Raw genomic sequence first — 25,678 nt, 5'->3', positions numbered from 1 at the left:
CCTTAGTCTCCCCAGGTCACAGCTTAGTTGTTGCGGATGTACTCATCCATTTCAGTTTTCAGGTTATCGGATTTAGTACCGAAGATTGCCTGAACACCAGAACCTGCAACAACGACGCCCGCTGCGCCCAGTTTTTTCAGACCCGGCTGGTCTACTTTCGCAACGTCGGCAACGCTCACACGCAGACGAGTGATACACGCGTCCAGGTTAGTGATGTTCTCTTTACCGCCGAAAGCAGCTACCAGAGCAGGCGCCATTTCGCTGGTCGCACCGGCTTTGCTGTCTTCCGTTGCATCTTCACGACCCGGCGTTTTCAGGTCCAGTGCTTTGATCAGCACGCGGAAGACGGTGTAGTACACCACTGCGTAGCCTGCACCCACGATTGGGAACAGCCACAGCTTGCTGCTGTTACCGGACAGAACGATGAAGTCGATCAGACCGTGAGAGAAGGACGTACCGTCACGCATACCCAGCAGGATACAGATTGGGAATGCCAGACCTGCCAGTACCGCGTGGATGATGTACAGGATCGGCGCAACGAACATGAAGGAGAACTCGATCGGCTCGGTGATACCGGTCAGGAACGAGGTCAGCGCTGCGGAGATCATGATACCGCCCACTTTTGCACGGTTCTCTGGTTTAGCAGAGTGCCAAATCGCAATTGCGGCAGCTGGCAGACCGTACATTTTGAACAGGAAGCCACCAGACAGTTTACCTGCCGTTGGGTCACCCGCCATGTAGCGTGGGATGTCGCCGTGGAATACCTGGCCTGCTGCGTTGGTGTATTCACCAATCTGCATCTGGAATGGAACGTTCCAGATGTGATGCAGACCAAATGGTACCAGGCAGCGCTCAATGAAGCCGTAGATACCGAACGCCACAACCGGGTTCTGGTAAGCCGCCCACTGAGAGAAGGTCTGGATTGCCGTACCGATTGGTGGCCAGATGAAGGACAGGACAACACCGGTGAAAATCGCGGCCAGACCAGAAATGATCGGCACAAAACGTTTACCCGCGAAGAAGCCCAGATACTCAGGCAGCTTGATGCGATAGAAGCGGTTAAACATGTACGCTGCAATCGCACCGGAGATGATACCACCGAGAACACCGGTGTCTGCCAGGTGCTTAGCGGCAATCTCTTCAGCAGGTAAATGCAGGACCAGCGGCGCAACCACAGCCATGGTTTTCACCATGATGCCGTAAGCAACAACGGACGCCAGAGCAGATACACCGTCGTTATTGGTGAAGCCCAGAGCAACACCGATAGCGAAGATCAGCGGCATGTTAGCAAAAACAGAACCGCCTGCTTCGGCCATCACGTGGGAAACTACGGCTGGCAGCCAGCTGAAGTTTGCAGAACCGACACCCAGCAGGATACCTGCGATAGGCAGTACGGATACTGGCAGCATCAGCGATTTACCGACCTTTTGCAGGTTAGCAAATGCATTCTTAAACATAATTGAGAGTGCTCCTGAGTATTTGTGCTTTTTTTACGTTTTCACGCATTGGCCCGGGGGGAGTACCGCGCCGTGGACAGGACATCTAAGCGCCCTTTATTTATTACACAGAGTAAAATAATTCCCTCTGAGTTTGTTTGACGGCTATCACGTTTCAGTTCAAGACGGCCAAAAAACTTGCAGATATTTACATAAAGCATGTCTGGATGTGTCTAAAAACGCCATCACCGCCCCAAATGAGGCGGTGAACTTTACTCGTTTTACTTATTAATTACGAGCCTAAAAATAACAGGTGTATCAGACAGATTGCAGGCGGGCGGGGTCGATATGGAACAGGCTGGCGAAGTTTTTCGTTGTCACGCGAGCCAGTTCTTCGATACTGACACCTTTCAGAACGGCCATATACTCAGCGACATCCCGGGTCATCGCTGGCTGATTCTCTTTGCCGCGATGAGGCACCGGCGCCAGGTACGGGGAATCGGTTTCCACCAGAATACGATCCAGCGGAACATAGCGCGCCGCATCACGCAGTTGCTCAGCATTGCGGAACGTGACAATCCCCGAGAATGAAATATAAAAGCCTAAATCAAGCAGCTTACCCGCCGTTTCTCTGTCTTCTGTGAAACAGTGTAGTACGCCACCGCAATCCGTCACCTTTTCTTCCCGCAGGATCGCCAGCGTGTCGGCGCGCGCATCGCGGGTATGAACGATAACCGGCTTATTCAGCTCACGGCCAATACGGATGTGGTTGCGGAAGGATTCCTGCTGGCGAGGTTTTGTTTCGGGGGTGTAGAAATAGTCCAGACCGGTCTCGCCCATCGCCACTACGCCCTCTTCTGCGGCAAGACGGCGTAAATCCTCAACGTCGTAAGCTTCATCCTGATTCAGCGGATGCACGCCGCAGGAGAAGACGACATTATCGCGCTCGCCTACCAGTTCACGCATGGAGCGGTAACCCGGCAGCGTGGTCGCCACGGCCAGGCAAAATTTCACATCGCGCGCGGCGGCTTTCGCCAGCACGTCGTCCACATTTTTATGCAGGGATTGATAATCCAGGCCATCGAGATGGCAGTGTGAGTCGACTAAAAACATAATGTCTCTCTCAGAGGTGGGAAACCGGCGGTATGACACCCGGTTGCAGGTAGTGTTCGATACGCATTAACTGGTCGGTCAGTAAAAGCTCGCGATTGAGACCGGTTACCGTCAAAAGTTGTTCATGACTCTGGCAGATATCATGAAGGATAGCGTGCAGCGACTGCCCTGACAGGCGATTCGCAAGTGTGGTGACCAACGCCCACACGTCAGGGTTAGTCAGAAGCGTAGCCCCCTGCTGGATTTTGAGCGCATCCAGCAGCAGTGCGGCCAGCCAGTGCAGCCGTTCCGGAGCCTGATCGCTGTTCAGCGCTGGCAGCATGCTCAGCCAGTCATGGCTGTCGAGGGCTGATTCAACCGCACGACACAGCGTTTCACGCTGGGACCACACCTCCGGCTGCAATAAGGCCAGCGCAGCCGCAGGCGCACCGCTGCACAGGCGCAACGCCGAGCGCGCCGCGTCTTGTGACACCGTCACTTCTCGCTCAAGCCAGGCGAGCGACCAGGATTCCTGAGGGACAGCGAGGTGGTGAAGACGGCAGCGACTGCGCAGCGTCGCCAGCAAGCGTTCCGGCTCGCGGCAGGAGAGGAAAAACCAGGTGTTCTCTGGCGGCTCTTCCAGGGTTTTTAACAGGGCGTTGGCTGCGGCTTCCGTGAGCAGCGCGGCGTCTTTCAGCCACACCACTTTCGCCCCGCCCAGACGCGCATATTCGTACAGTTTCTCACTGACCTCACGCACCGCGTCGATACCGAGCGTATTTTTGCCTTTCTCGGGTTCGAGGGTGTAATAGTCAGGATGCGTGCCCGCCTGCATGAGCTGGCAACCCCGGCACTTACCGCAGCTTTTATGTCCTTCCGGCTGTTGGCACATCAGAAAGCGGGTGATGGCGTAAATCAACGCATCATCACCCATTCCCGGAAGCGCCTGGATCAGTAACGCATGATGCCCCCGACCAACCTGATAGCTGCCGATCAGCTGTTCAAAGTGTGGGCGCAACCATGGATACCATTTCATGCCTGCTGCTCCTGTAGCCACTGCGTAACTGTCTGCTGAATATCACGCGTAACGTCTTCAAGGGATTGCGTCGCATCGATGGTACGAATGGTCTTGTCCTGCCCGGCCAGCTCCAGATAACGCGCACGGGTGCGGTTAAAGAAATCAAAAGATTCCTGTTCAATGCGGTCCAGTTCGCCGCGGGCGCGGGCGCGCTTCAGGCCCACCTCAGGGGTCACGTCCAGATACAGCGTCAGGTCAGGACGGAAATCGCCCAGAACCGCGTCGCGAAGCGTAGCCAGCATGGTCTGGTCGATACCCCGGCCACCGCCCTGATATGCCTGGGTTGAGAGATCGTGGCGATCGCCAATCACCCATTTCCCTTCTGCCAGAGCGGGTTTGATCACCGTCTCCACCAGCTGAACGCGCGCCGCATAGAACATCAGCACTTCCGCTTTGTTGGTAATAACTTCATCGCCAACGGATTTGATATCCAGAACCAGGCTGCGCAGTTTTTCCGCCAGCTGCGTACCGCCCGGCTCGCGGGTGAAGACCATATCGGCAACGCCAAGCGACGTAAGCGTATCCACCACCACGTTACGGGCAGTTGTTTTGCCCGCCCCTTCGAGTCCCTCAATGACAATGTATTTACTGCGCATTTTTTTCCTTAAGTGCCTTCAGATAGTCCTGAACGGAGCGATTGTGGCTGGCCAGGTTGGTATTGAACGTGTGCCCCCCTTTTCCGTCAGCCACAAAATAGAGATACGGCGTTTTGGCCGGGTGCGCGGCGGCCTTCAACGATGCTTCACTCGGCGTCGCAATCGGTCCAGGCGGCAGGCCGCTAATCACGTAAGTATTATACGCCGTTGGCGTCTCCAGATCTTTTCTGGAAATCCTGCCGTTGTAGTTTTCGCCCATGCCGTAGATGACGGTAGGATCGGTTTGCAAACGCATGCCGATGCGCAGACGGTTAATAAACACCGAGGCAACCTGGTCACGTTCGGCAGCAACGGCCGTCTCTTTCTCGATGATCGAGGCCATCGTCATGAACTGGTTTTGATCTTTATAAGGCAGGCCTTCTGCTCGCCCTTCCCAGGCAGCGTCTACCGCCGCGACCATTTTGTTGTGCGCGCGCTTCAGAATGGCCACATCCGTCGTGCCTGCCGTATACATCCACGTATCGGGCCAGAACCAGCCTTCCACCCACTCGGGATGTTCGAATTTTAAGGCGTCTGCCACGGTCTGGTAGCGGTCATCTTTCAGCGTATGCTTGATGTACGGCGCGTCACGCAGCTGCCTGAGGTAATCGCTCAGACGCATACCTTCCACGAAACGCAGCGGGAACTGGGCTTCTTTACCACTTTCCAGCAGTTGCAGCATCTCGCGCACGGTCATGCCAGGGGTAAAGCGATAGGTACCGGCCTTGAAATGGGACAGGTCCGGTTCAATACGCAGCAGCCACTGGAATACGCGTGGGCGATTGATAATTTTGTCGTCATACAGCTGCTGACCAAGCGCCTGCCGCCCGGTCCCCGCTTTCAGGGTAAAAATCGTCTCGTCTTTTATCAGGATCTGACTCTCCGCCAGCTGACGGACTTTCCACACTCCTGCTCCGCCAGCGATACCTAACGCAACGATCAGAAGGAGGACAAAGCGTAACATTTTCTTCATGACTACCTGGTTTGCTCACATAACGGGGCCAGAAACTGGAACAGCTCGCGGGATGACCAGCATTTGCGGCCATAAGCGCGAACGGGGACAACGGGCATCAGCGCATTGCAGATAACAACTTCATCGGCAGCCAACAGCGCCTCTTCCTTAGCGTTGACTTCGACAACACGAAAGCCTGCGCGTGCCAGCTGGTGCATACAAAACTGCCGCATAATGCCGTTGACGCCGGCCTGCTCCAGCGAAGGCGTGAACACGTCACTACCCTTCCGCCAGAGTAAATTAGCCGCACAGCATTCCGTAATGTACCCTTCGCTGTCAAGAACCAGCGCCTCCCCGGCCTCCGTCTGCTCAAGATGAGTACGAATTAGCACCTGTTCAAGGCGGTTGAGATGTTTTATGCCAGCGAGCATCGGGTTTCTTCCCAGACGTACCGGACTTAGCGCCAGGGCTACGCCCTCTTCACGCCAGTGCGCATAATGGGAAGGATAATCTGAAACGGAAAGGATCCGCGTAGGATGCAGACAGGCAGAACCGCTATAGCCCCGGCCACCGCTCCCGCGGCTGATAATGACTTTCAGGACGCCGCTTGCTTTTTCTGACGCCAGCCGACGCATCTCACTTTCAAGAATGTCCCACTGCGAGAAGGGGATCAGTAATGTTTCGCAGGCTTTTTGTAAACGAAGGATATGGGCCCCGAGCAGGCACACGTCACCGTCGAGAATACGCGCAGTCGTGAAACAGCCATCGCCAAACTGGGTCGCCCTGTCGCTTGCCGGCAGCGTGTCTTGCTCAAGGCCATTAATCAAAAACATAGTGGCTCCTTATGCGTGGAGGCTCAGTCTGGCAGGATGTGAACAGCCGGACAAGGGGATTTCGCCTAATAAAAAAGGCCCGGCAAGCGGACCTTTTTTATCGTCAGCGACTAACCAGACTCAGACCTTTTTGAAGATCAGAGAACCGTTAGTCCCACCGAAGCCGAAGGAGTTACACAGGGTATACTCCATACCGCTAACCTGGCGCGCTTCGTGAGGAACGAAGTCCAGATCGCAACCTTCATCCGGGTTATCCAGGTTGATGGTTGGTGGTACAGCCTGATCGCGCAGCGCGAGAATAGAGTAGATTGACTCTACTGCCCCCGCAGCGCCCAGCAGGTGACCGGTCATGGATTTCGTGGAGCTCACCAGCACACGGCTGGCAGATTCGCCGAAGATAGACTTAACAGCCTGCGCTTCTGCTTTATCGCCCGCAGGGGTAGACGTCCCATGCGCGTTAACGTAGCCAATCTGTGCCGGCGTAATGCCCGCATCACGGATGGCGTTTTCCATCGCCAGCGCAGCACCTGCGCCATTCTCTGGAGGAGACGTCATGTGATAAGCATCGCTGCTCATGCCAAAGCCAACAACTTCAGCATAAATTTTCGCGCCACGTTTTTTCGCGTGTTCGTACTCTTCCAGTACGATCATGCCTGCACCGTCACCCAGCACGAAACCATCACGGTCTTTATCCCACGGACGGCTCGCCGCCTGAGGATTATCGTTTCGGGTAGAGAGCGCACGCGCTGCACCGAAACCACCGACGCCCAGTGGGGTACTGGCTTTTTCAGCGCCGCCCGCAACCATAGCATCTGCATCGCCGTACGCAATGATACGCGCGGCCTGGCCGATGTTATGCACGCCAGACGTACAGGCTGTCGCGATTGAGATGCTTGGGCCACGCAGGCCGAACATAATGGTCAGGTGACCTGCCACCATGTTGACAATCGTAGACGGAACGAAGAACGGGCTGATTTTACGCGGGCCGCCATTCATCAGAGATGTATGGTTTTCTTCAATCAGACCAAGACCGCCAATCCCGGAGCCGATAGCGGCGCCGATACGGGTCGCGTTCTCTTCCGTAATCTCAAGGCCAGAATCCTGCATGGCCTGAACGCCAGCGACAATTCCATATTGAATGAAGGCATCCATCTTGCGCTGTTCTTTGCGCGAGATGATCTCTTCACAGTTAAAATCCTTTACTAAGCCAGCAAATTTCGTTGCATAGGCGCTAGTATCGAAATGGTCGATTAGGCTGATGCCGCTCTGACCGGCAAGGAGAGCTTTCCAGGTGGACTCTACGGTATTGCCGACAGGAGACAACATGCCAAGTCCGGTCACAACTACACGACGCTTAGACACGCTTGTCCTCCAGGGAGGGATAAAAAAAGAGATTCGTGGGACAACAAAAGATAAAACTCAGGCGGTCGAATGACCGCCTGGAGATGTTCACTTACGCCTGGTGACCGTTGATGTAATCAATGGCAGCCTGAACGGTGGTGATTTTCTCAGCTTCTTCGTCCGGAATCTCAGTATCAAACTCTTCTTCCAGAGCCATTACCAGCTCAACGGTGTCAAGAGAATCTGCGCCCAGGTCTTCAACAAAGGAAGCGGAGTTCACAACTTCTTCCTGCTTAACGCCCAGCTGTTCGCCGATAATTTTCTTAACGCGTTCTTCGATAGTGCTCATACTCTTAAATTTCCTATCAAAACTCGCTTTCGCGATGGTTTTCGTAGTGTATAAAATGTTGAAAAATTTGCAACTAAATCCCGGCAGGTCTTACCACGATTTTACGTTATTTTGAGGCCATTTGCCCAAATAACGCAAATATTTTCGATCGTGATTAAACCATGTACATCCCGCCGTTGACGTGGAGGGTTTCACCAGTGATGTAACCCGCTTCGTCAGAGGCTAAAAATGCAACCGCGCTGGCGATTTCTTTAGGGTCGCCAAGACGACCCGCTGGAACTGCCGCCAGCGTACCCGCACGCTGCTCATCAGTTAGCGCACGCGTCATGTCCGTTTCAATAAAGCCCGGAGCAACAACGTTTACAGTAATTCCGCGGGACGCGACTTCACGCGCCAGCGACTTACTGAAACCGATCAGACCTGCTTTCGCCGCAGCGTAGTTAGCCTGACCAGCATTTCCCATGGTACCAACCACAGAACCTACAGTGATAATACGACCATGACGCTTTTTCATCATAGCGCGCATTACCGCTTTTGACAGACGGAATACAGATGACAGGTTGGTTTCGATAATATCGTTCCACTCGTCGTCTTTCATTCGCATCAGCAGGTTGTCGCGAGTGATCCCGGCATTATTGACCAGAATATCCACTTCGCCAAACTCTGCGCGAATATTTTCCAGAACAGATTCGATAGATGCTGGTTCAGTCACATTCAGTACCAGACCTTTACCGTTCGCACCCAGATAGTCGCTGATGGCCTGTGCGCCATTCTCGCTGGTCGCAGTCCCGATCACCGTTGCGCCGCGCGCAACCAGTGTTTCAGCAATAGCGCGCCCAATACCGCGGCTTGCGCCGGTCACCAGGGCAATTTTTCCTTCAAAACTCATGGTATTCCTCTTTTATTGCGAGAGTGCCGCTTTCATGGCTTCCGGCTCGTTAATCGCCGAGGCAGTCAGGGTATCTACAATACGTTTTGTCAGACCGGTAAGTACTTTACCTGGACCGACTTCATACAGATGTTCCACGCCCTGAGACGCCATAAATTCAACAGTTTTAGTCCACTGAACCGGGCTGTAGAGCTGGCGAACCAGCGCGTTACGGATAGCCTCCGGCGCGGTTTCGCACTTCACATCGACGTTATTCACAACGGAAATCGTCGGTGCGTTAAAGGTCATTTTTTCCAGCTCAACCGCGAGCTTATCGGCTGCGGGCTTCATCAGCGCGCAGTGAGACGGCACGCTCACCGGCAGGGGCAGTGCACGTTTTGCGCCCGCAGCTTTACAGGCAGCGCCTGCACGCTCAACCGCTTCTTTATGACCCGCGATTACCACCTGGCCTGGCGAGTTAAAGTTTACCGGAGAAACGACCTGACCTTCAGCAGATTCTTCACAGGCTTTAGCGATAGAAGCATCATCCAGACCGATGATGGCAGACATGCCGCCCGTGCCTTCTGGCACCGCTTCCTGCATGAATTTACCACGCAATTCAACCAGGCGTACCGCGTCAGCGAAGGCAATCACGCCAGCGCAGACCAGCGCAGAGTATTCACCGAGGCTATGACCCGCCATCAGCGTCGGCGCTTTGCCGCCCTGCTGCTGCCATACGCGCCACAATGCGACGGATGCCGCCAGCAGTGCCGGTTGAGTCTGCCAGGTTTTGTTCAGTTCTTCAGCGGGGCCCTGTTGGGTCAGCGCCCACAGATCATAACCCAGCGCGTCAGAAGCTTCACGGAAAGTCTCTTCAATAACCGGATAGTTTGCTGCCATTTCAGACAACATCCCAACAGTTTGCGAGCCCTGTCCCGGGAACACAAAAGCAAATTGCGTCATTTTTTAATCCTTATCCTAGAAACGAACCAGCGCGGAACCCCAGGTGAACCCGCCACCAAAGGCTTCAAGCAAGACCAGTTGGCCCCGTTTAATTCGTCCATCGCGTACCGCTTCGTCAAATGCGCACGGTACCGATGCCGCAGAGGTGTTGCCGTGGCGATCGAGCGTCACCACAACGTTATCCATAGACATGCCCAGCTTCTTCGCCGTCGCGCTGATAATACGCAGGTTAGCCTGATGCGGTACCAGCCAGTCGAGTGCGGCGCGGTCCAGATTGTTCGCTTCCAGCGTCTCATCAACGATGTGAGCCAGTTCAGTCACGGCCACTTTAAACACTTCGTTACCTGCCATTGTCAGGTAAATTGAACTGTCCGGATTAACGCGATCGGCGTTAGGCAGCGTTAACAGCTCGCCGTAGCGGCCATCGGCATGCAGGTGCGTGGAGATGATGCCCGGCTCTTCGGACTGCCCCAGCAGCACCGCGCCCGCGCCATCGCCAAAAATAATGATCGTTCCGCGATCGGTTGGATCGCAGGTACGCGCCAGCACGTCAGCGCCGATCACCAGCGCATATTTTACGGCGCCCGATTTTACATACTGATCGGCGATGCTCAGTGCATAGGTGAAACCCGCGCATGCTGCTGCAACATCAAATGCCGGGCAGCCTTTGATGCCGAGCATGTTCTGCACCTGGCACGCTGCGCTTGGGAAGGCATGCGTGGCAGAGGTGGTCGCCACCACAATAAGCCCGATCTGTTCTTTATCAATGCCAGCCATCTCAAGCGCTCGCTGAGCGGCTTCGTAGCCCATGGTGGACACAGTTTCGTCTGGCGCGGCGATACGACGTTCACGGATACCTGTGCGCGTGACAATCCACTCGTCAGACGTATCTACCATTTTTTCAAGATCGGCGTTGGTACGCACTTGTTTTGGCAGGTAGCTGCCGGTACCTAAAATCTTCGTATACATGTACGCTCAGTCACTTTTAGCTAATACAGATCCCAGGCGAGCGGCAATCCTCTGAGGGACTTGACGCTGCACCGCCTGCACTGCCTGTTCAATCGCGACGGTAAATGCTCGCTGATTGGCGGCGCCATGACTCTTAATCACGATGCCGCGCAATCCTAACAGACAGGCGCCATTATACTGGTCGGGGTTGAGGTGACTGAATCGCCGCGTCAGGCTTTTTTGTAACCAACGCTTTAATATAATCAGCCACCAGGACCTTTTTTTACCGTCTCCCTGCGATTTCAGCAGAGAAAGGAACATTCGTACGACCCCTTCCATGGTCTTCAACGTCACGTTTCCGGTGAAGCCATCACACACTAATACATCCGTTTTGCCCGTCAGCAACTCATTGGCTTCGAGATAACCAATATAGTTGATGGAGGGGACCTGTTTGAGTATTTCCGCAGCGTCGCGGATACTGTCCAGACCTTTGGTCTCTTCTTCACCAATATTCAATAACGCAACGCGGGGATTGTTAATCCCGACCACGTCTTCTGCCAGCACCGACCCCATAACGGCAAACTGAGCCAGCATTGTACTATCACAATCCACGTTAGCGCCCAGATCCAGCACCACCGTTTTGCCCTTCTGCTGATGCGGTAACACCGTCACCAGCGCCGGACGCTCAATGCCCTCAATCGGCTTGAGCAATAATTTCGACAGCCCCATCAGCGCGCCAGTATTTCCCGCGCTGACGCAAGCCTCCGCTCGCCCTTCTTTCACCAACTCCAGCGCCATTCGCATAGAGCTGCCGCGGCTATTACGAATAGCCTGCGATGGCCGGGCATCACTGGCAATAACTGACTGCGCAGGAATAATCTGCAGACGCGAACGTTGTTCAAAGTCAGCTTTTGCAAGTAATGGCGTGATTGTGTCGGGATTACCGACTAAAAGAAGTGTGAGTTGCGAATTAGAATTCAGTGCCTGCAATGCTGCAGGCACTGTCACGGTAGGGCCAAAATCTCCCCCCATGACATCTAACGCCAGGGTTAGACGTGTCAAGGTATCGTCGCAGCCTGGTTCGGTAAACTCCCCGTTTGCACGGGGAAGTTCCTCACTAAGCCTAATCACGCTGACGCGTGATTACTTAGTGATAACCTTGCGGCCGCGGTAGAAACCGTCAGCGGTGATGTGGTGACGCAGGTGTTTCTCACCAGAAGTCTTGTCTACAGACAGGCTGGTAACTGCGGTCAGCGCGTCATGGGAACGACGCATGCCACGTTTGGAACGGGTTGGTTTATTCTGTTGTACGGCCATGGACCTTACTCCTCAATTACTTACGCTTTAAGCTGGCTAATACGGCAAATGGGTTTGGTTTTTGCGCTTCATCAGGCAGTTCCCCAAAGACCATGTCCGCCTCGGACACTTCACAGTGTTCAGAATCATGCACCGGAACGACTGGCAGGGAGAGGATGACTTCATCTTCAACCAGCGCCAGAAGATCGATTTCACCGAATTCGTTAACCTCAATCGGCTCATACGCTTCCGGGAGTGCTTCAGCCTGTTCGTCAGAACGAACCGGACTAAAACAATACGTTGTGTGAACATGCTGTACAAACGGTTTCCCGCAACGCTGACATTCGAGCGTTACCGTCACCTTTGCATCACCGGTTAACACGGCGAGACGCTGGTTGTCGATAGCGAACGACATGGAGCATTCTACATCACTGTCCACACTGACTACAGATTCGGCAATACGCTCAGCCTGATCGGAAGAATAGATTCCTTCGTAATCGAGGCGTTTTTGAGCCGTACGAACCGGATCAAGAGTCAGGGGTAATTTTACCTTTTGCATAGGGCGCGCATATTAACTTTGTAACGTCATAGAGTCAAAGAAAAAGGCAACCAGAGCTGCCTTTTGCCAATTATTCGCACACATTGCGGCCTGTAGTTTAAAATGGCTGGCATCGATACGCTATATCTGGTGATAAAAATATGCCAAATCTCGTCCTTGCTTCCACTTCACCTTATCGCCGAATGCTGCTGGAAAAGCTCGGGATCCCGTTTGAATGCGCTGCGCCGGAGGTGGATGAAACGCCACAGCCGGGCGAGTCACCGCGTCATCTGGTGACCCGTCTCGCGAAAGAGAAAGCACAGTCGCTGGCCGTACGTTACCCCGCTCATCTGATTATAGGCTCCGATCAGGTTTGTGTGCTGGACGGCGAAATCACCGGCAAACCGTATACGGAAGAAATCGCCTGTCAGCAGCTTTTGCGTGCGCGAGGCAGTATCGTAACCTTTTATACCGGCCTGGCGCTTTATAATTCTGCTTCCGGTCATCTGCAAACCGAGTGCGAGCCGTTTGATGTGCACTTCCGTCATCTTAGCGAACAGGAGATTATGGATTATGTGCGTCGGGAACGTCCGCTGAACTGTGCAGGGAGCTTTAAAAGTGAAGGGCTAGGGATTGCGTTGTTCGACAAGCTCGATGGCCGCGATCCCAATACGCTGGTGGGGTTGCCGCTGATTGCGCTGTGCCAGATGTTAAGGCGAGAAGAGTGTAATCCGCTGACGATGTGACCGTTGCGGCCTGATGCCCCCACCCCGGCCCTCTCCCTGTGGGAGAGGGAGAAAAACATGTAGGCCGGGTAAGCGCAGCGCCACCCGGCACAAAATCAGCCGCGCAGAACTTTCAGACAGCGTTTGAGCTGCTCATCCAGCGGCGCTTCAATACGGATAACTTCACCGGTATTAGGATGGGTGAACTTAAGCGCTGCCGCATGCAGGAACAGACGCGATAGCCCCGTCCCCGCCAGCTGCTTATCAAATTCGCGATCGCCATAGCGGTCATCAAACGCAATCGGATGGCCCGCAAACTGGGTATGGACGCGAATCTGGTGAGTACGCCCCGTCACCGGACTACAGCGCACAAGCGTGGCGAATTCGTAGCGCTCTTCAACTTTAAAGCGCGTCTCAGACGGTTTCCCTTCCTGATTAACACGAACAATGCGCTCGCCGCTTTGCAGAATATTTTTCAGCAGCGGCGCCTGCACCACTTTCACGTGGGACTGCCACTGGCCGCGCACCAGCGCCAGATAATCTTTCTGCATCCCTTTTTCGCGCAGCTGTTCATGCAGTGAACGCAGCGCAGAACGTTTTTTCGCCACCAGCAGCACGCCAGAGGTATCACGGTCAAGACGGTGAACCAGTTCGAGGAAACGCGCTTCCGGGCGCAGCGCGCGTAACCCTTCAATCACGCCGAAGCTCAGGCCGCTCCCCCCGTGTACCGCCGTTCCGGACGGTTTATTCAGCACCAGAATGTGGTCGTCCTCATAAAGGATAACGTCGCTCAGGGCCGCGACTTTTTGCAGCTTCGGAGAAACGACCTCTTCTTCACGCTCTGCAACACGTACCGGTGGAATGCGGACTTCATCGCCCGCCTCGAGCTTATACTCTGGCTTCACGCGTTTTTTGTTCACCCGCACCTCGCCCTTACGCAAGATGCGATAAATCATGCTTTTTGGCACACCCTTCAACTGGGTGCGCAAAAAATTATCGATACGTTGCCCCGCCTCGTCGTCGGCGATGGCAACCATTTTTACGGCTGGAGTCTCTGTTTTCATGGTTGGCGATTCTAAATAGCGTCAGGCATTAGCGCCACTCATTTTTCTATGCTTATATTTACTTTTATCCGGACCGCTCCCCTTTCGCGCAATCGATTTGGTGGTTATTAAACCAATCACCCCGTTGAAGTGAAGAAACTGTGAGTAACCGGGTGATAATTGGTAAAAGTCATCTTGCTATAACCCGGCGAGCAGTGGAATAATGAATCCGTTTTCCGCGTTAAATCCGGGTTTTGTAAGGATGTCGACGGAATGACCAATTTTGTCTGACCGATCATCCACGCAGCAATGGCGTAAGACGTATTGATCTTTCAGGCAGTTAGCGGGCTGCGGGTTGCAGTACTTCCCGGTATAAGGATTGTTCTCTGGAGAGTTTTCCCAGGCAATTCCCCTGATAATTGCGCTGTGTTTCCGTATGAAACACAGGCAACCGACACTCTGCGCCTCTTAAGCGAGCGACAACCGTGAGGTTGGCGACGTGAATAGACACGAGGCCATCGGTTCATACCCCGGAAAGCGTCACCTTGCCCGCAGCTTTGTCGTCAATGTAAGAATAACGAGTAAGTTACGATGAAAAGAATGTTAATCAACGCAACTCAGCAAGAAGAGTTGCGTGTCGCCCTTGTGGATGGGCAGCGCCTGTACGATCTGGATATCGAAAGTCCTGGACACGAACAGAAAAAAGCGAACATTTACAAAGGCAAAATCACCCGCATTGAACCAAGCCTTGAAGCTGCATTTGTCGATTACGGTGCTGAGCGTCACGGTTTCCTTCCTCTCAAAGAAATCGCCCGCGAATATTTTCCTGCAAACTACAACTCCCATGGCCGTCCGAACATTAAAGATGTTCTGCGTGAAGGTCAGGAAGTTATCGTCCAGATCGATAAAGAAGAGCGTGGCAACAAAGGTGCCGCACTGACCACCTTTATCAGTCTGGCAGGAAGCTATCTGGTGTTGATGCCAAACAACCCGCGTGCGGGTGGCATCTCTCGCCGTATCGAAGGTGATGACCGTACAGAGCTGAAAGAAGCGCTGGCAAGTCTTGAGCTACCAGACGGCATGGGCCTTATCGTGCGCACCGCAGGCGTCGGCAAATCTGCCGAAGCATTGCAGTGGGACCTGAGCTTCCGTCTGAAGCACTGGGAAGCCATCAAGAAAGCGGCTGAAAGCCGTCCTGCTCCGTTCCTGATCCACCAGGAAAGCAACGTCATTGTGCGTGCCTTCCGTGATTATCTGCGTCAGGACATCGGTGAAATTCTGATTGATAACCCGAAAGTGCTTGAGCTGGCTCGCCAGCACATCGCCGCGCTGGGTCGCCCGGATTTCACCAGCAAAATTAAACTGTACACCGGTGAAATCCCGCTGTTCAGCCACTATCAGATTGAATCCCAGATCGAGTCTGCCTTCCAGCGTGAAGTGCGTCTGCCGTCCGGCGGTTCTATCGTTATCGATACCACCGAAGCGCTGACCGCTATCGACATCAACTCCGCGCGTGCAACCCGCGGCGGCGACATCGAAGAGACCGCCTTCAACACCAACCTAGAAGCCGCTGATGAAATCGCCCGCCAGCTCCGCCTGCGCGACCTGGGTGGTCTGATTGTTATCGACTTCATCGACATGACCCCGGTTCGCCACCAGCGTGCGGTTGAAAACCGTCTGCGTGAAGCGGTGCGCCAGGATCGCGCGCGTATCCAGATTAGCCATATCTCGCGCTTCGGCCTGCTGGAAATGTCCCGTCAGCGTCTGAGCCCGTCACTCGGCGAGTCCAGCCATCACGTCTGCCCGCGCTGTTCCGGGACAGGTACCGTGCGTGACAATGAATCGCTCTCCCTCTCTATTCTGCGTCTGATTGAAGAAGAAGCGCTGAAAGAGAACACCAAAGAGGTTCACGCCATTGTTCCGGTGCCGATTGCCTCCTACCTGCTGAACGAAAAACGTGCAGCGGTGAGCGCAATCGAAGCGCGACAGGGCGGCGTTCGCTGCATCATCGTGCCAAACGACGAGATGCAGACCCCGCACTATCACGTGCTGCGCGTGCGTAAAGGTGAAGAGACAAGCACCCTCAGCTACCTGCTACCGAAGCTGCATGAAGAAGAAATGGCGCTGCCATCGGATGAAGAGCCTGCCGAGCGTAAACTGCCTGAGCAGCCTGCATTAGCAACCTTCATCATGCCGGAAGCCCCGCCGGAAGCGACGCTGGAAAAACCAGCGGCAAAACCTGCCGTGCAAAAGGCGGCCCCTGCCGTGCCAAAAGCGCAGCCTGAGCAGCCGGGTCTCCTGAGCCGCATCTTCGGCGCGCTGAAAAAAATGTTCGCTGGCGAAGAAGTTCAGCCTGAGCAGCCGAAAGAAGCGCCAAAAGAAGCGAAACCAGAGCGTCAGCAGGACCGTCGTAAGCGTCAGAACAATCGTCGCGATCGTAATGACCGCAACGACCGTAGCGATCGTAACGAGCGCCGTGATAATCGTTCCGAGAACAACGAAGGTCGTGAACAACGCGAGGACAACCGTCGCAACCGTCGCGAGAAGCAACAGCAGAACGTTGAAGATCGTGAGATTCGCCAGCAGGCGGGCGATGAGTCCGAGAAGAGCAAACAGCGTGACGAGCAGCAACCTCGCCGTGAGCGTAACCGTCGTCGTAACGACGAGAAACGCCAGGCCCAGCAGGAAGTCAAAAACCTGAACCGCGAAGCGCCTGTTGAACAGCAGGACACGGAGCAGGAAGAGCGTACTCAGGTTATGCCGCGTCGTAAGCAGCGTCAGCTGACCCAGAAAGTGCGTGTGGGTGCTGTTCAGGCGGAAGAAAACGACGTTATCGCGGTTGAAGCAGCAGAAAGCACAACGGGTACACAGGTTGCGAAAGTTGACCTGCCAGCCGTAGTAGAAAATCAGGTTGAGCAGGACGAAAGCAGCGAAAACCGTGACAACGCAGGTATGCCGCGTCGCTCCCGTCGTTCTCCGCGTCATCTGCGCGTGAGCGGTCAGCGTCGTCGTCGTTACCGTGACGAGCGTTACCCAACTCAGTCGCCAATGCCATTGACCGTGGCGTGTGCGTCACCAGAGATGGCATCCGGTAAAGTCTGGATCCGTTATCCGGTTGCTCGCCCGGAGCAGGCTATTGAAGAACAGGCTGTGACCCAAGAGGTGATTGCACCGGTAGCAGCGGTGGAAGACGTCGTGACTGAAGCGGCAACCGTGGTTGAACCGCAGGTTGTTGACACGGCGGCACCGCAGGCTGTGGAAGTGGAAACGACTCATCCTGAAGTCATTGCTGCGCCGGTTGATGCCGCTCCGCAGATCATTGCCGAAGAAGATACCGTGGTGGCTGAAGAAGTCGCGGAAGACGCTGAGCCAGTCTCCGCAGCAGAAGAGACCGCAGACGTTGCCGTCGAAACGGTGACTGAAGAGGTTGTTCAGGACGTCGAGATTCAGGTTGAACCTGTTGTCGAAGAGGTCAAAGCGCCTGAAGTGAAATCAGAGCCGATTGAGGTCGTTGCAGCTGTAGCGCCTGCTCACGTTGCTACCGCGCCGATGACTCGCGCCCCGGCACCTGAGTATGTACCTGAAGCGCCACGCCATAGCGACTGGGTTCGTCCGGCATTCAACTTCGAAGGCAAAGGTGCTGCCGGTGGTCACAGTGCAACGCACATGGCTACTGCGCCAGCTACTCGTCCTCAGCCTGTTGAATAACGCACGCTAATACTGAAAGCCGACCTTCGGGTCGGCTTTTTTATGGCTGTTGCAGGGGCTTTCTCATTCCGGTAACCTCCGGCATTATCTGCCGCATCAGCTCCAGAAAACGCCGCAAGCGCGCCGGATAATAACGAGACCAGGGGTAAACCAGATGTACCGGTAGCGCTGCCGGCTGCCACTCTGGCAGTAGATGCACCAGTCGTCCTTCCTGAATATCATCCTGTACTGTCCAGCTGGATACCACCGCAACGCCTAGCCCGGTGAGTGCCGTATTGCGCGCCACATACAGGCTGTCGGTACTCAGGCGTGGCGTAATGGTAACCCGCGTCGGGGCAGATGATGCATCGTGGAAAAGCTCCACATGGCGTTGATAAAAAGAGCTGATGGCAATCCAGGGAAGCTGTTGCAAATCTTCCGGCGTTTTAACCGCGGGATAACGGGCCAGTAATTCCGGTGAAGCCACCACCGAGCGCGGCACTTCAGCCAGCAGCACGGACACGGTTGCCGGATCGACTTCCACACCCACCCGAATAGCACAGTCAAGGTTGTCGCCGAGGAAATCAACCGAGCGATCGTTGAGCATCCACTCAACAGAAAGCTGGGGATAGCGCTGCAAAAATTCGGTTAACGGTTTAAGAAGCTGATCCTGGCAAAACGCGTGCGGGGCGCGCACCCTCAGCACCCCAACCGGTTCATCTTCCGTCTGCCCTACCTCGTCTTCCAGCGCCAGCCAGCTGTCAATCACCCGTCGGGCATGCTGATAGCAGCGTTCGCCGTCATCGGTCAGCCGGGTCGTATGGGTTGTGCGCAGCATCAGGCGTACTCCCAGCATGGTCTCAAGCGACTGCAACCGTCGGCTCACCGTTGCCTGGGTTGTTGCCAGCTGACGTGCTGCCGCAGAAAGAGACCCCGCCTCCACAATGCGAACAAACGTTCGCATCAGTTCTACCCGATCTATACGCTCAGGCCTTTTCATACCATTTCCATCCATACGCTACACGTATAAGCGTTTTACCACCGCGCCCGCTACCGTCGCAAGGCGTACTGATAAAAAATAGCCGCACACGACGAATGAGGAACATCTTATGAACACAACTACCACCCGGGCCGTAAGCCGCTGGGTAATCTTAATGCTGGCGCTCGGTGCGGGCTTTAGCGTGGCATCCATCTATTATGCCCAGCCTCTGCTGCCGCTGATGGGCTCAGACCTGAACCTGAGTATCGAAGGCATGGGCATGGTCCCGACGCTTACCCAGGCGGGTTATGCCTTAGGTATCCTGTTTCTGCTGCCGCTCGGCGATCGTCATGATCGCAGAACGCTGATCCTGATAAAAAGTGCGGCTCTGGCGCTGTTCCTGCTGGGTTGTAGCCTGACCGGACAACTGCACTCCCTGCTGCTCACCAGCCTGCTGATTGGCATGGCCGCCACCATGGCGCAGGATATTGTCCCGGCCGCAGCGATCCTCGCGCCGGAAGGCAAACAGGGAAAAACGGTCGGCACGGTGATGACCGGCCTGCTGCTGGGGATTTTGCTCTCCAGAACCGTGAGCGGCGTGGTGGGTGAAGCCTTTGGCTGGCGGGTGATGTATCAGCTGGCCGCCGCAAGTATTGCCTTTGTCGGCGTGGTCATGTGGGCCGTGCTTCCCCGCTTCGCCGTTCACTCCACGCTGAGCTACCCGGCGCTGATGCGCTCCATGGAACACCTCTGGCGCCGCTACCCGGCGCTGCGTCGGGCCGCGCTGGCCCAGGGTTTTCTGTCGATTGCCTTTAGCGCATTCTGGTCAACGCTGGCGGTCATGCTGCTGGAACGGTATCACCTTGGCAGCGCCGTGGCTGGTGGATTTGGTATTGCCGGAGCCGCTGGCGCGCTGGCCGCACCGCTGGCAGGTGGTCTGGCAGATAAGCTGGGCGCCGGTAAAGTCACCCAACTGGGTGCCGCGCTGGTGACCCTCTCGTTTGCCCTGATGTTCCTGATGCCGGCACTGGGTATACACGGTCAGTTGATCCTGATTGCCCTCTCCGCTGTCGGTTTCGATCTCGGCTTGCAGTCCAGCCTCGTGGCCCACCAGAATCTGGTCTACAGCCTTGAGCCGCAGGCCCGCGGACGCCTGAACGCCCTGCTGTTTACCGTCATTTTCATCGGAATGGCGCTGGGTTCGGCATTAGGCAGCAATATCTACACGCTGGCAGGCTGGTCTGGCGTGGTGGCTCTGGCAACCCTGTGTGGTGCCATTGCGCTGGCTATCAGAGTGATTGAAAGCGCCCGGGTGCTGTCCGCACAGGCAGAAAGTGTGTAAAAAAAAAATGCCCAACCCGGACGGGTTGGGCAGTCAAAACATGCCCAGTTTCAAGACATGTTAAACAGGTCAGAGTCTTATCTGTTCATCTGGAACAAAGACATACCCTGCATATCGCTAAAGGCTTTATACGAGGCCTGCAACGCCGCCTGCTGCATGGTGTAGGACGAAATCACCGAGTTCCAGTCCACGTCAACCAGGTTACTCATCTGCTGGGTCTGACCCAGCGCGCGGTCTTCACCCAGAGCGTCCAGCTTGCCCAGCTCATCCAGCTTGATGCCGAGGTCGGCGCGCACGGTCAGCACGTTGTTGAGGGAGTTGCTCAGGCCACGGTTGGCTTTATCAATAGCCGCCGTAAACGCCTCGGCTTTCGTTTCATCCTCCCCAATCGGCGTATTCAGCGCTTCAATTGCGGAGTCGAGGATCTTGAACAAATTCGTTTCCGGTTTACTACCATCTGGCTCTGGCTTCGCATTGCTGGTGAAGCTATCGAAAACTTCAGTGCCCGTATGGCTGATTTGCATCGTGCGCGCGGAGTCAACCTGCTGGCTGATTGGCGTTCCGCCGCCCTTATAATCACCCGTAGTCTGGTCGAAAGCCGCCGCTTCGGTCTTGTAACCGGAAAAAATATAGCGGCCGTTACCGTCCGTGCTGTTAGCCAGGTTCATGAGCTGATCGCGAATACCTTGCAGGTTCGTGGCCAGCGAAGCGCGGTCATCGTCACTTAACGTACCGTTGCCCGCATTGACAATCTTTTCCTGAGCAGCCTGGATAGCGGTTGTCACTTGCGATAACACGTTCTCTTCCAGCGAGACTTTCGTCGTAGCGAAGGAGCGCGCCAGCGCATACTGGCTGTTTTGCGTTTGTGCCTGAGAGAGCACAACGGCCTGCGAAGCGGCAATCGGATCGTCAGATGGACGATTGATGCGCTTCCCCGTAGACATCTGCTCGCCGTAGCTGAGCCAGAGACTTTGGGAGTTCGTCACGCCGCGCATGCTTTGCTCATACATCATTTGAGTACTAATACGCATTTTTTATGCCTCAGCCTTAGCGGATATTGATCAATGCATCAAACAGCGTGCTCGCCGTTTGCAGCACCTGCGCATTCGCCAGATAGTACTGCTGATAGCGTTGCAGGTTGCCATACTCTTCATCCAGGTTAACCCCGGAGATTGACTGCTGTTGTTTGGTCAGCTGCGTCACCACGTTAACTTTGGTTTCGCTGCTGGTTTTCAGCGACGCCGTGGTGCTGCCCACCGTACTGACCAGCGCGGCATAAGCATCGTTAAAGGTTTTGTTCCCCCCCACCAGCTTAGCGCTCTGCAAATCCAGCAGCTTCTGGCCATTGGTATTGTCACTTTCGCCGCTTCCTTGCGCGGAGGCCATCGCCAGTTTGGATTCGTCGCTGATCGCAACGTCCATATTCACAATGACGTCATTCACCGGTTTGACGATGAAACTGTCTTTATTATTGGCTGAGCCGCTAATCTTAACGTTAAGACCATCAAACGAAAGATTACCGCTGGCGTCAGGCTTGGCCGTGAAGCTGGTGTTGTCCGACAGACGCGTGATTGTCCAGTCAGTACCGTTATACTCAACTTTGTAATTTGTCGCCTGGACCTTGGTACTGTCCGTCATCGTTGCCGTAACGGACGCGCTTCCGGTGTTTTTGCCGTTACTCAGCACTGCCGGGGAGCCAAAATCAAACAGCTTGCCGCCTTTATCTCCGTTGGCGTCAAAGCCCGCCTGGTGCTGGGTATTCATGGCATCCGCAAACGCCAGCGCCATCTGGTTGAGGGTGTTTCGCGCCTGATCCAGATCCTGAGAACGGAACGTTAACAGCCCTCCAAGCGACCCCGTGGTGATCTGTTTTTCAGAGATCTCCACGTTGCCTGCTGCGGCATCCACATACGCAATCGTTGTACGCGCTGGGTCCGCACTGGATTTCACCGCCGCCAGCTGACTTGCGTTGCTGCCCTGTACCAGGGTGTAACCGTTGGCGATAGAGATGTTATACGTGCCGCTGTCCTGTACGGTAACGTCCACACCGACAATCTTGTTCAGTTCACTCACCAGCTGATCGCGCTGATCGAGCAGTTCGTTCGGGGATGCGCCCGCCCCTACGCCAGTCAGCCGGGAGATCTGATCGTTAAGGTTAGCAATCTGCTTCGCATAGTTATTGATCTGATCGACGCTGGTAGAAATCGCCGTATTGACCTGCGCATCCTGATCGCGGAGATATTGATCGTTGGTTTTAAACTGGTTTACCAGACCATCCGCCTTACCGAGCACCGTCTGGCGTGCAGCCGGATCTTCTGCGTTACTCACCAGCGTTTGCAGGCTTTTAAAGAAATCCTGGAGGTTGGCAGAAAGCGAGTTCGTGGTATCCGACAGCACGTCGTCAATTTTTGACATCTGCTGGTAGCGCGTGGTCAGCCCACTGCTCTGGTTCTGCGCCGCACGCAGCTGGTTGGTGATAAACGCATCATATTCACGCTGAACGCCGGAGACATAGACCCCGTTACCCACCCAGCCACCACCGGTCAGGGTGCTGTTTGATGCCCCCAGAATGGTGGTCTGGCGGGTATAACCTGCCACGTTGTAGCTTGAAATATTATTACTGACGGTATTGAGTGCCGACTGCGCAGCACTGAGGCCACTCATGGCGCTGTTAATCAAACTGGACATGGGGGTTCCTTTTATACGTTCAGACACGAGTCCTGATGAAGGTTATCGGCAACCTCCTCCGGGACTTGAGAACTTTCAGAACAGATTTTCGAGATCTGTGCTATACGCTTTACTGACCTTCTCAGACATGGATTTCAGCTGCTGGATCATGCTGGTCAGCTTGCGTGCATAGTTTGGATCGGTCGCGTAGCCGGCATTCTGTAATGCCTGAGCGCCCTGCTCTGGCGTGGCGGCCTGGGTCACCGCAGTGTAGCGCGGGTTCCGGCTCAGCAGCCCGACATAATCCGACAACGCTTCCAGATACGAGCTGTAGACGCGGAATTTGGCTTTCACCTTCACTGCCGCACCGTTTTCATATTCGGTGGTGGTGATTTCCGTGGTCGGCCCTTTCCAGCTGGAGGTGGCCTTCACGCCAAAGATGTTGAAGCTCGGCTCGCCGTTCTCCCTGCGGATCTGACGTTGCCCCCAGCCCGACTCCAGCGCCGCCTGCGCCAGAATCAGATGGTGCGGCACGCCGCTCTCTTCACTGGCAAGACGCGCCGGCAGGGAGAGCTGCGCCAGGAAGTCTTTGCTGTCGCCGGAGAGCGGCTCGTCACGCGTTTCTGCCGGCTTCGGCATCGCCTTACGCACCATCTGCGTTAGCGCCTGATTTTGATAACTGGTCACCTTTTCCAGATCAAACTTCAGCGGCACCTGCGGCGGGGCCTCTTCAGGCGGGAGTCCCTGAGCGGCTGCGGTCTGCTTCACGATCATGTCCGCCAGGCCGAGCCCCTTTCCGGCGGTCATTTGCTGGGCAATCTGCTGATCGTACATGCTGGTGTAAAGCCGCGTGGAATCACTGCTGAACATGCCGTCTTTCGGCAGAGTTTCACGCATGCTTTTCAACATCATCTGCACGAACATGCCTTCCACCTGACGGGCAACCGGGCGGATATTCGCCGCCGGATCCTTGCCCGCTTTGGTTTTCAGCTCGTTGAGCGACTGGGCATCCCAGGCGGCACTGGTCAACAGTTTGCTATCGGTCAGCATTTAGATGATTTCCAGTTTAGCGCGCAGGCAGCCTGCACTTTGCATGGATTGCAGAATGGACATCAGATCCATTGGCGTTGCACCCAGCGCATTCAAGGCACGCACCACGCTGTTCAGGTTGGCGCTGGAGCGCACGCTCTGCAACGAACCGCCGCTCTGTCGTAAATCAATCTGCGTTTGCGGGGTCACTACCGTCTGACCGCCACCAAACGGGGTATCCGGCTGGCTGACGTTGGCCGAGCGGTTAACCGTGACGGAGAGATTGCCCTGCGCCACGGCGCAGCTGTCCAGCGTCACTTCGCGGTTCATCACCACCGAGCCGGTACGGGAGTTGATAATGACTTTCGCATCCTGAACCGGCACGTTCACTTCCATATTCTGGATATCGGCCAGCATCCGCACCTGGTTGCTGCTGCCGGTTGACGTGCGGATCTGCACGGTGCGGGCATCCAGCGCGGTGGCGCTGCCGTAGCCCCGGCTGCGGTTGATGGTGTCAGCGATCTGCTGCGCCATCGTAAAGTCTTCGTTATTCAGTTGCAGGTTAATGGTGTTGCCGGTGCCGAACTGGGTCGGCAGCTCACGTTCGATGATCGCGCCGTTGGTAATACGTCCCCCGTTCAGCTGGTTCACCTGCACGCTGCTGCCGCCCGCCGACGCGCCTGCTCCGCCAACCAGAATGTTGCCCTGCGCCAGAGCATACACCTGGCTGTCAACGCCTTTCAGCGGCGTCATCAGCAACGTACCGCCACGCAGGCTTTTGGCATTACCCATCGACGAGACAACCACGTCGATGGTTTGCCCCTGACGCGCAAAGGCCGGATAAGACGCGGTCACCATCACGGCCGCCACGTTTTTCAGCTGCATGTTGGTCCCGGCCGGTACGGTAATACCGAGCTGCGAGAGCATGTTGTTCAGGCTCTGGGTGGTGAACGGCGTCTGGGTCGTCTGGTCACCCGTCCCATCCAGCCCCACCACCAGGCCATAGCCAATCAGGGAGTTTTCGCGCACGCCCTGCACGCTGGTGAGATCGCGTATGCGATCGGCCTGCGCAACGGTAGCGACCAGCGACAGCGCCACGGCGAAGAGAAATTTATACATAGGTCACCTCGCTTACATCGGCGATAGGTTAAGGAAGAAGCGTTGCAGCCAGCCCATATTTTGCGCTTCGTTGATGTAGCCGTTGCCGACGTACTCAATGCGCGCATCCGCCACCTGGGTGGACGGTACGGTGTTGGTGCCGCTGATAGTGCGAGGGTTAACCACACCGGAGAAACGAATGAATTCCGTACCCTGGTTAATGGCGATCTGTTTTTCGCCCACCACGTGTAGGTTGCCGTTCACCAGAACCTGGTCAACCGTTACCGTCAGCGTTCCGCTGAAGGTATTGCTGGCGTTCGCGCCACCTTTACCGTTAAAGGTGTTGCCGCCGGAGGCTTCCACATCCGCACGGGCGTTGCCGAACAGCCCTTGCAGATAGCGCGGTACGGTGTCGAAACCAAAATTGGTTTTGCCGTCGCGGCTGGCGTTCGCCGACGAGCTCTTGCTCGCGCTGACGTTTTCCTGCAACACAATGGTCAGCGTATCGCCAACGTTACGCGGACGACGGTCTTCAAACAGCGGCTGATAACCGTAGTTAATCGGCTGCGCGGTCTGGAAAATAGAGCCGTTCACCACCGGCGCGGGGCCGGGAACGGGTTGGGCGGTAGTCGCACCCTGTACCAATGGTTTAGACGGGATCCAGGCACACCCGCTGAGGGTGACGGCCAGAACAGTCAGGATCGGATAACGAAACGCCGCGTTTTTTTGCATTGCCTTCATCTTCGAAAACAGGGAGCCGGTGCGACGTTTACCGCACC

General features: G+C 55.4%; 24 protein-coding genes. 3 read left to right on the top strand and 21 right to left on the bottom strand.

Features of this window, described 5'->3' with window-relative positions; translation table 11 throughout:
* Positions 1–23: 23 nt before the first annotated feature.
* From ptsG to yceD, 14 genes are all read right to left on the bottom strand, one after another.
* Positions 24–1,457, bottom strand: a complete 1,434-nt coding sequence (ptsG, locus tag BFV63_RS08240; protein WP_003857942.1) for a PTS glucose transporter subunit IIBC — start codon at positions 1,455–1,457, stop codon at positions 24–26.
* A 297-nt stretch (positions 1,458–1,754) separates the two neighbouring features.
* Positions 1,755–2,549 (bottom strand): metal-dependent hydrolase, encoded by a 795-nt coding sequence (locus tag BFV63_RS08235; RefSeq protein ID WP_003857943.1) that lies wholly within the window; start codon positions 2,547–2,549, stop codon positions 1,755–1,757.
* Between the two features lie 10 nt (positions 2,550–2,559).
* Positions 2,560–3,564 (bottom strand): DNA polymerase III subunit delta', encoded by a 1,005-nt coding sequence (gene holB / locus BFV63_RS08230; protein WP_045350106.1) that lies wholly within the window; start codon positions 3,562–3,564, stop codon positions 2,560–2,562.
* Positions 3,561–4,202 carry a dTMP kinase gene (tmk, locus tag BFV63_RS08225; protein WP_048240980.1) on the bottom strand — a complete coding sequence of 214 codons (642 nt, stop codon included), beginning with the start codon at positions 4,200–4,202 and terminating at the stop codon, positions 3,561–3,563. Before tmk ends, holB begins: the two co-directional genes overlap by 4 nt.
* Positions 4,192–5,214, bottom strand: a complete 1,023-nt coding sequence (yceG, locus tag BFV63_RS08220; protein WP_045330553.1) for a cell division protein YceG — start codon at positions 5,212–5,214, stop codon at positions 4,192–4,194. The genes tmk and yceG overlap by 11 nt, the downstream gene beginning before the upstream one ends.
* A 2-nt stretch (positions 5,215–5,216) precedes the next feature.
* Positions 5,217–6,026, bottom strand: a complete 810-nt coding sequence (gene pabC / locus BFV63_RS08215) for an aminodeoxychorismate lyase (protein WP_045350108.1) — start codon at positions 6,024–6,026, stop codon at positions 5,217–5,219.
* Between the two features lie 120 nt (positions 6,027–6,146).
* Positions 6,147–7,388, bottom strand: coding sequence for a beta-ketoacyl-ACP synthase II (gene fabF, locus BFV63_RS08210; RefSeq protein WP_003857950.1), 1,242 nt, complete (start codon positions 7,386–7,388; stop codon positions 6,147–6,149).
* Positions 7,389–7,479: 91 nt separating this feature from the next.
* Positions 7,480–7,716, bottom strand: coding sequence for an acyl carrier protein (gene acpP, locus BFV63_RS08205; protein WP_003857954.1), 237 nt, complete (start codon positions 7,714–7,716; stop codon positions 7,480–7,482).
* 154 nt (positions 7,717–7,870) lie between these two features.
* Positions 7,871–8,605, bottom strand: a complete 735-nt coding sequence (fabG, locus tag BFV63_RS08200; RefSeq protein WP_003857956.1) for a 3-oxoacyl-ACP reductase FabG — start codon at positions 8,603–8,605, stop codon at positions 7,871–7,873.
* A 12-nt stretch (positions 8,606–8,617) separates the two neighbouring features.
* Entirely contained in the window at positions 8,618–9,547 is a 930-nt protein-coding gene (fabD, locus tag BFV63_RS08195) for an ACP S-malonyltransferase (RefSeq protein ID WP_003857958.1), read from the bottom strand.
* A 15-nt stretch (positions 9,548–9,562) separates the two neighbouring features.
* A complete protein-coding gene (locus tag BFV63_RS08190) occupies positions 9,563–10,516 on the bottom strand; it encodes a beta-ketoacyl-ACP synthase III (protein WP_003857960.1) in 954 nt (317 codons plus the stop codon).
* Positions 10,517–10,522: 6 nt separating this feature from the next.
* On the bottom strand, positions 10,523–11,557 hold the full coding sequence (plsX, locus tag BFV63_RS08185) for a phosphate acyltransferase PlsX (RefSeq protein WP_201787891.1): 1,035 nt from the start codon (positions 11,555–11,557) through the stop codon (positions 10,523–10,525).
* A gap of 81 nt (positions 11,558–11,638) precedes the next feature.
* The gene (rpmF, locus tag BFV63_RS08180) at positions 11,639–11,812 is read right to left on the bottom strand and encodes a 50S ribosomal protein L32 (RefSeq protein ID WP_003857964.1); all 174 of its coding nucleotides are present in this window, start codon (positions 11,810–11,812) and stop codon (positions 11,639–11,641) included.
* 16 nt (positions 11,813–11,828) lie between these two features.
* Positions 11,829–12,350 (bottom strand): 23S rRNA accumulation protein YceD, encoded by a 522-nt coding sequence (yceD, locus tag BFV63_RS08175; protein WP_003857966.1) that lies wholly within the window; start codon positions 12,348–12,350, stop codon positions 11,829–11,831.
* A gap of 140 nt (positions 12,351–12,490) precedes the next feature.
* On the opposite strand from yceD, the gene BFV63_RS08170 reads away from it, so the two are divergent.
* The gene (locus tag BFV63_RS08170; protein ID WP_032628189.1) at positions 12,491–13,075 is read left to right on the top strand and encodes a Maf family protein; all 585 of its coding nucleotides are present in this window, start codon (positions 12,491–12,493) and stop codon (positions 13,073–13,075) included.
* Between the two features lie 95 nt (positions 13,076–13,170).
* Here BFV63_RS08170 and rluC read toward each other — a convergent pair whose 3' ends face one another.
* Complete coding sequence (rluC, locus tag BFV63_RS08165; RefSeq protein WP_003857970.1) at positions 13,171–14,118, bottom strand: 23S rRNA pseudouridine(955/2504/2580) synthase RluC; 948 nt, start codon at positions 14,116–14,118, stop codon at positions 13,171–13,173.
* Positions 14,119–14,688: 570 nt separating this feature from the next.
* On the opposite strand from rluC, the gene rne reads away from it, so the two are divergent.
* Positions 14,689–17,805, top strand: coding sequence for a ribonuclease E (rne, locus tag BFV63_RS08160; RefSeq protein ID WP_045350113.1), 3,117 nt, complete (start codon positions 14,689–14,691; stop codon positions 17,803–17,805).
* Between the two features lie 40 nt (positions 17,806–17,845).
* Here the strand turns inward: rne and BFV63_RS08155 are convergent, their stop codons facing one another.
* Positions 17,846–18,784, bottom strand: a complete 939-nt coding sequence (locus tag BFV63_RS08155; RefSeq protein ID WP_088196741.1) for a LysR family transcriptional regulator — start codon at positions 18,782–18,784, stop codon at positions 17,846–17,848.
* Between the two features lie 109 nt (positions 18,785–18,893).
* On the opposite strand from BFV63_RS08155, the gene BFV63_RS08150 reads away from it, so the two are divergent.
* Positions 18,894–20,105 (top strand): MFS transporter, encoded by a 1,212-nt coding sequence (locus tag BFV63_RS08150; RefSeq protein ID WP_003857976.1) that lies wholly within the window; start codon positions 18,894–18,896, stop codon positions 20,103–20,105.
* 77 nt (positions 20,106–20,182) lie between these two features.
* Here the strand turns inward: BFV63_RS08150 and flgL are convergent, their stop codons facing one another.
* From flgL to flgH, 5 genes are all read right to left on the bottom strand, one after another.
* Entirely contained in the window at positions 20,183–21,136 is a 954-nt protein-coding gene (flgL, locus tag BFV63_RS08145) for a flagellar hook-associated protein FlgL (RefSeq protein ID WP_003857977.1), read from the bottom strand.
* 16 nt (positions 21,137–21,152) lie between these two features.
* Positions 21,153–22,793, bottom strand: coding sequence for a flagellar hook-associated protein FlgK (gene flgK, locus BFV63_RS08140; protein WP_003857979.1), 1,641 nt, complete (start codon positions 22,791–22,793; stop codon positions 21,153–21,155).
* A 75-nt stretch (positions 22,794–22,868) separates the two neighbouring features.
* Positions 22,869–23,822: a flagellar assembly peptidoglycan hydrolase FlgJ gene (gene flgJ, locus BFV63_RS08135; protein WP_017384732.1), complete on the bottom strand. Its 954-nt coding sequence runs from the start codon at positions 23,820–23,822 to the stop codon at positions 22,869–22,871.
* Entirely contained in the window at positions 23,823–24,920 is a 1,098-nt protein-coding gene (locus tag BFV63_RS08130) for a flagellar basal body P-ring protein FlgI (protein WP_003857984.1), read from the bottom strand.
* A gap of 12 nt (positions 24,921–24,932) precedes the next feature.
* Positions 24,933–25,631, bottom strand: a complete 699-nt coding sequence (flgH, locus tag BFV63_RS08125) for a flagellar basal body L-ring protein FlgH (RefSeq protein ID WP_003857987.1) — start codon at positions 25,629–25,631, stop codon at positions 24,933–24,935.
* Between the last annotated feature and the right edge of the window lie 47 nt (positions 25,632–25,678).

This window comes from Enterobacter hormaechei subsp. xiangfangensis (assembly GCF_001729785.1).
Taxonomy (GTDB): Bacteria; Pseudomonadota; Gammaproteobacteria; order Enterobacterales; family Enterobacteriaceae; genus Enterobacter; species Enterobacter hormaechei_C.
The sequence above is the reverse complement of the archived record's forward strand: the minus strand, read 5'-3'. Positions and strand labels throughout refer to the sequence as shown.

What these genes read in the sequence shown, in the direction of transcription:
- ptsG (WP_003857942.1), bottom strand. Translation starts at nt 1,457, where the DNA reads ATGTTTAAGAATGCATTTGCTAACCTGCAAAAGGTCGGTAAATCGCTG.
- BFV63_RS08235 (WP_003857943.1), bottom strand. Translation starts at nt 2,549, where the DNA reads ATGTTTTTAGTCGACTCACACTGCCATCTCGATGGCCTGGATTATCAA.
- holB (WP_045350106.1), bottom strand. Translation starts at nt 3,564, where the DNA reads ATGAAATGGTATCCATGGTTGCGCCCACACTTTGAACAGCTGATCGGC.
- tmk (WP_048240980.1), bottom strand. Translation starts at nt 4,202, where the DNA reads ATGCGCAGTAAATACATTGTCATTGAGGGACTCGAAGGGGCGGGCAAA.
- yceG (WP_045330553.1), bottom strand. Translation starts at nt 5,214, where the DNA reads ATGAAGAAAATGTTACGCTTTGTCCTCCTTCTGATCGTTGCGTTAGGT.
- pabC (WP_045350108.1), bottom strand. Translation starts at nt 6,026, where the DNA reads ATGTTTTTGATTAATGGCCTTGAGCAAGACACGCTGCCGGCAAGCGAC.
- acpP (WP_003857954.1), bottom strand. Translation starts at nt 7,716, where the DNA reads ATGAGCACTATCGAAGAACGCGTTAAGAAAATTATCGGCGAACAGCTG.
- fabG (WP_003857956.1), bottom strand. Translation starts at nt 8,605, where the DNA reads ATGAGTTTTGAAGGAAAAATTGCCCTGGTGACCGGCGCAAGCCGCGGT.
- fabD (WP_003857958.1), bottom strand. Translation starts at nt 9,547, where the DNA reads ATGACGCAATTTGCTTTTGTGTTCCCGGGACAGGGCTCGCAAACTGTT.
- BFV63_RS08190 (WP_003857960.1), bottom strand. Translation starts at nt 10,516, where the DNA reads ATGTATACGAAGATTTTAGGTACCGGCAGCTACCTGCCAAAACAAGTG.
- rpmF (WP_003857964.1), bottom strand. Translation starts at nt 11,812, where the DNA reads ATGGCCGTACAACAGAATAAACCAACCCGTTCCAAACGTGGCATGCGT.
- yceD (WP_003857966.1), bottom strand. Translation starts at nt 12,350, where the DNA reads ATGCAAAAGGTAAAATTACCCCTGACTCTTGATCCGGTTCGTACGGCT.
- BFV63_RS08170 (WP_032628189.1), top strand. Translation starts at nt 12,491, where the DNA reads ATGCCAAATCTCGTCCTTGCTTCCACTTCACCTTATCGCCGAATGCTG.
- rluC (WP_003857970.1), bottom strand. Translation starts at nt 14,118, where the DNA reads ATGAAAACAGAGACTCCAGCCGTAAAAATGGTTGCCATCGCCGACGAC.
- rne (WP_045350113.1), top strand. Translation starts at nt 14,689, where the DNA reads ATGAAAAGAATGTTAATCAACGCAACTCAGCAAGAAGAGTTGCGTGTC.
- BFV63_RS08155 (WP_088196741.1), bottom strand. Translation starts at nt 18,784, where the DNA reads ATGAAAAGGCCTGAGCGTATAGATCGGGTAGAACTGATGCGAACGTTT.
- BFV63_RS08150 (WP_003857976.1), top strand. Translation starts at nt 18,894, where the DNA reads ATGAACACAACTACCACCCGGGCCGTAAGCCGCTGGGTAATCTTAATG.
- flgL (WP_003857977.1), bottom strand. Translation starts at nt 21,136, where the DNA reads ATGCGTATTAGTACTCAAATGATGTATGAGCAAAGCATGCGCGGCGTG.
- flgK (WP_003857979.1), bottom strand. Translation starts at nt 22,793, where the DNA reads ATGTCCAGTTTGATTAACAGCGCCATGAGTGGCCTCAGTGCTGCGCAG.
- flgJ (WP_017384732.1), bottom strand. Translation starts at nt 23,822, where the DNA reads ATGCTGACCGATAGCAAACTGTTGACCAGTGCCGCCTGGGATGCCCAG.
- BFV63_RS08130 (WP_003857984.1), bottom strand. Translation starts at nt 24,920, where the DNA reads ATGTATAAATTTCTCTTCGCCGTGGCGCTGTCGCTGGTCGCTACCGTT.
- flgH (WP_003857987.1), bottom strand. Translation starts at nt 25,631, where the DNA reads ATGCAAAAAAACGCGGCGTTTCGTTATCCGATCCTGACTGTTCTGGCC.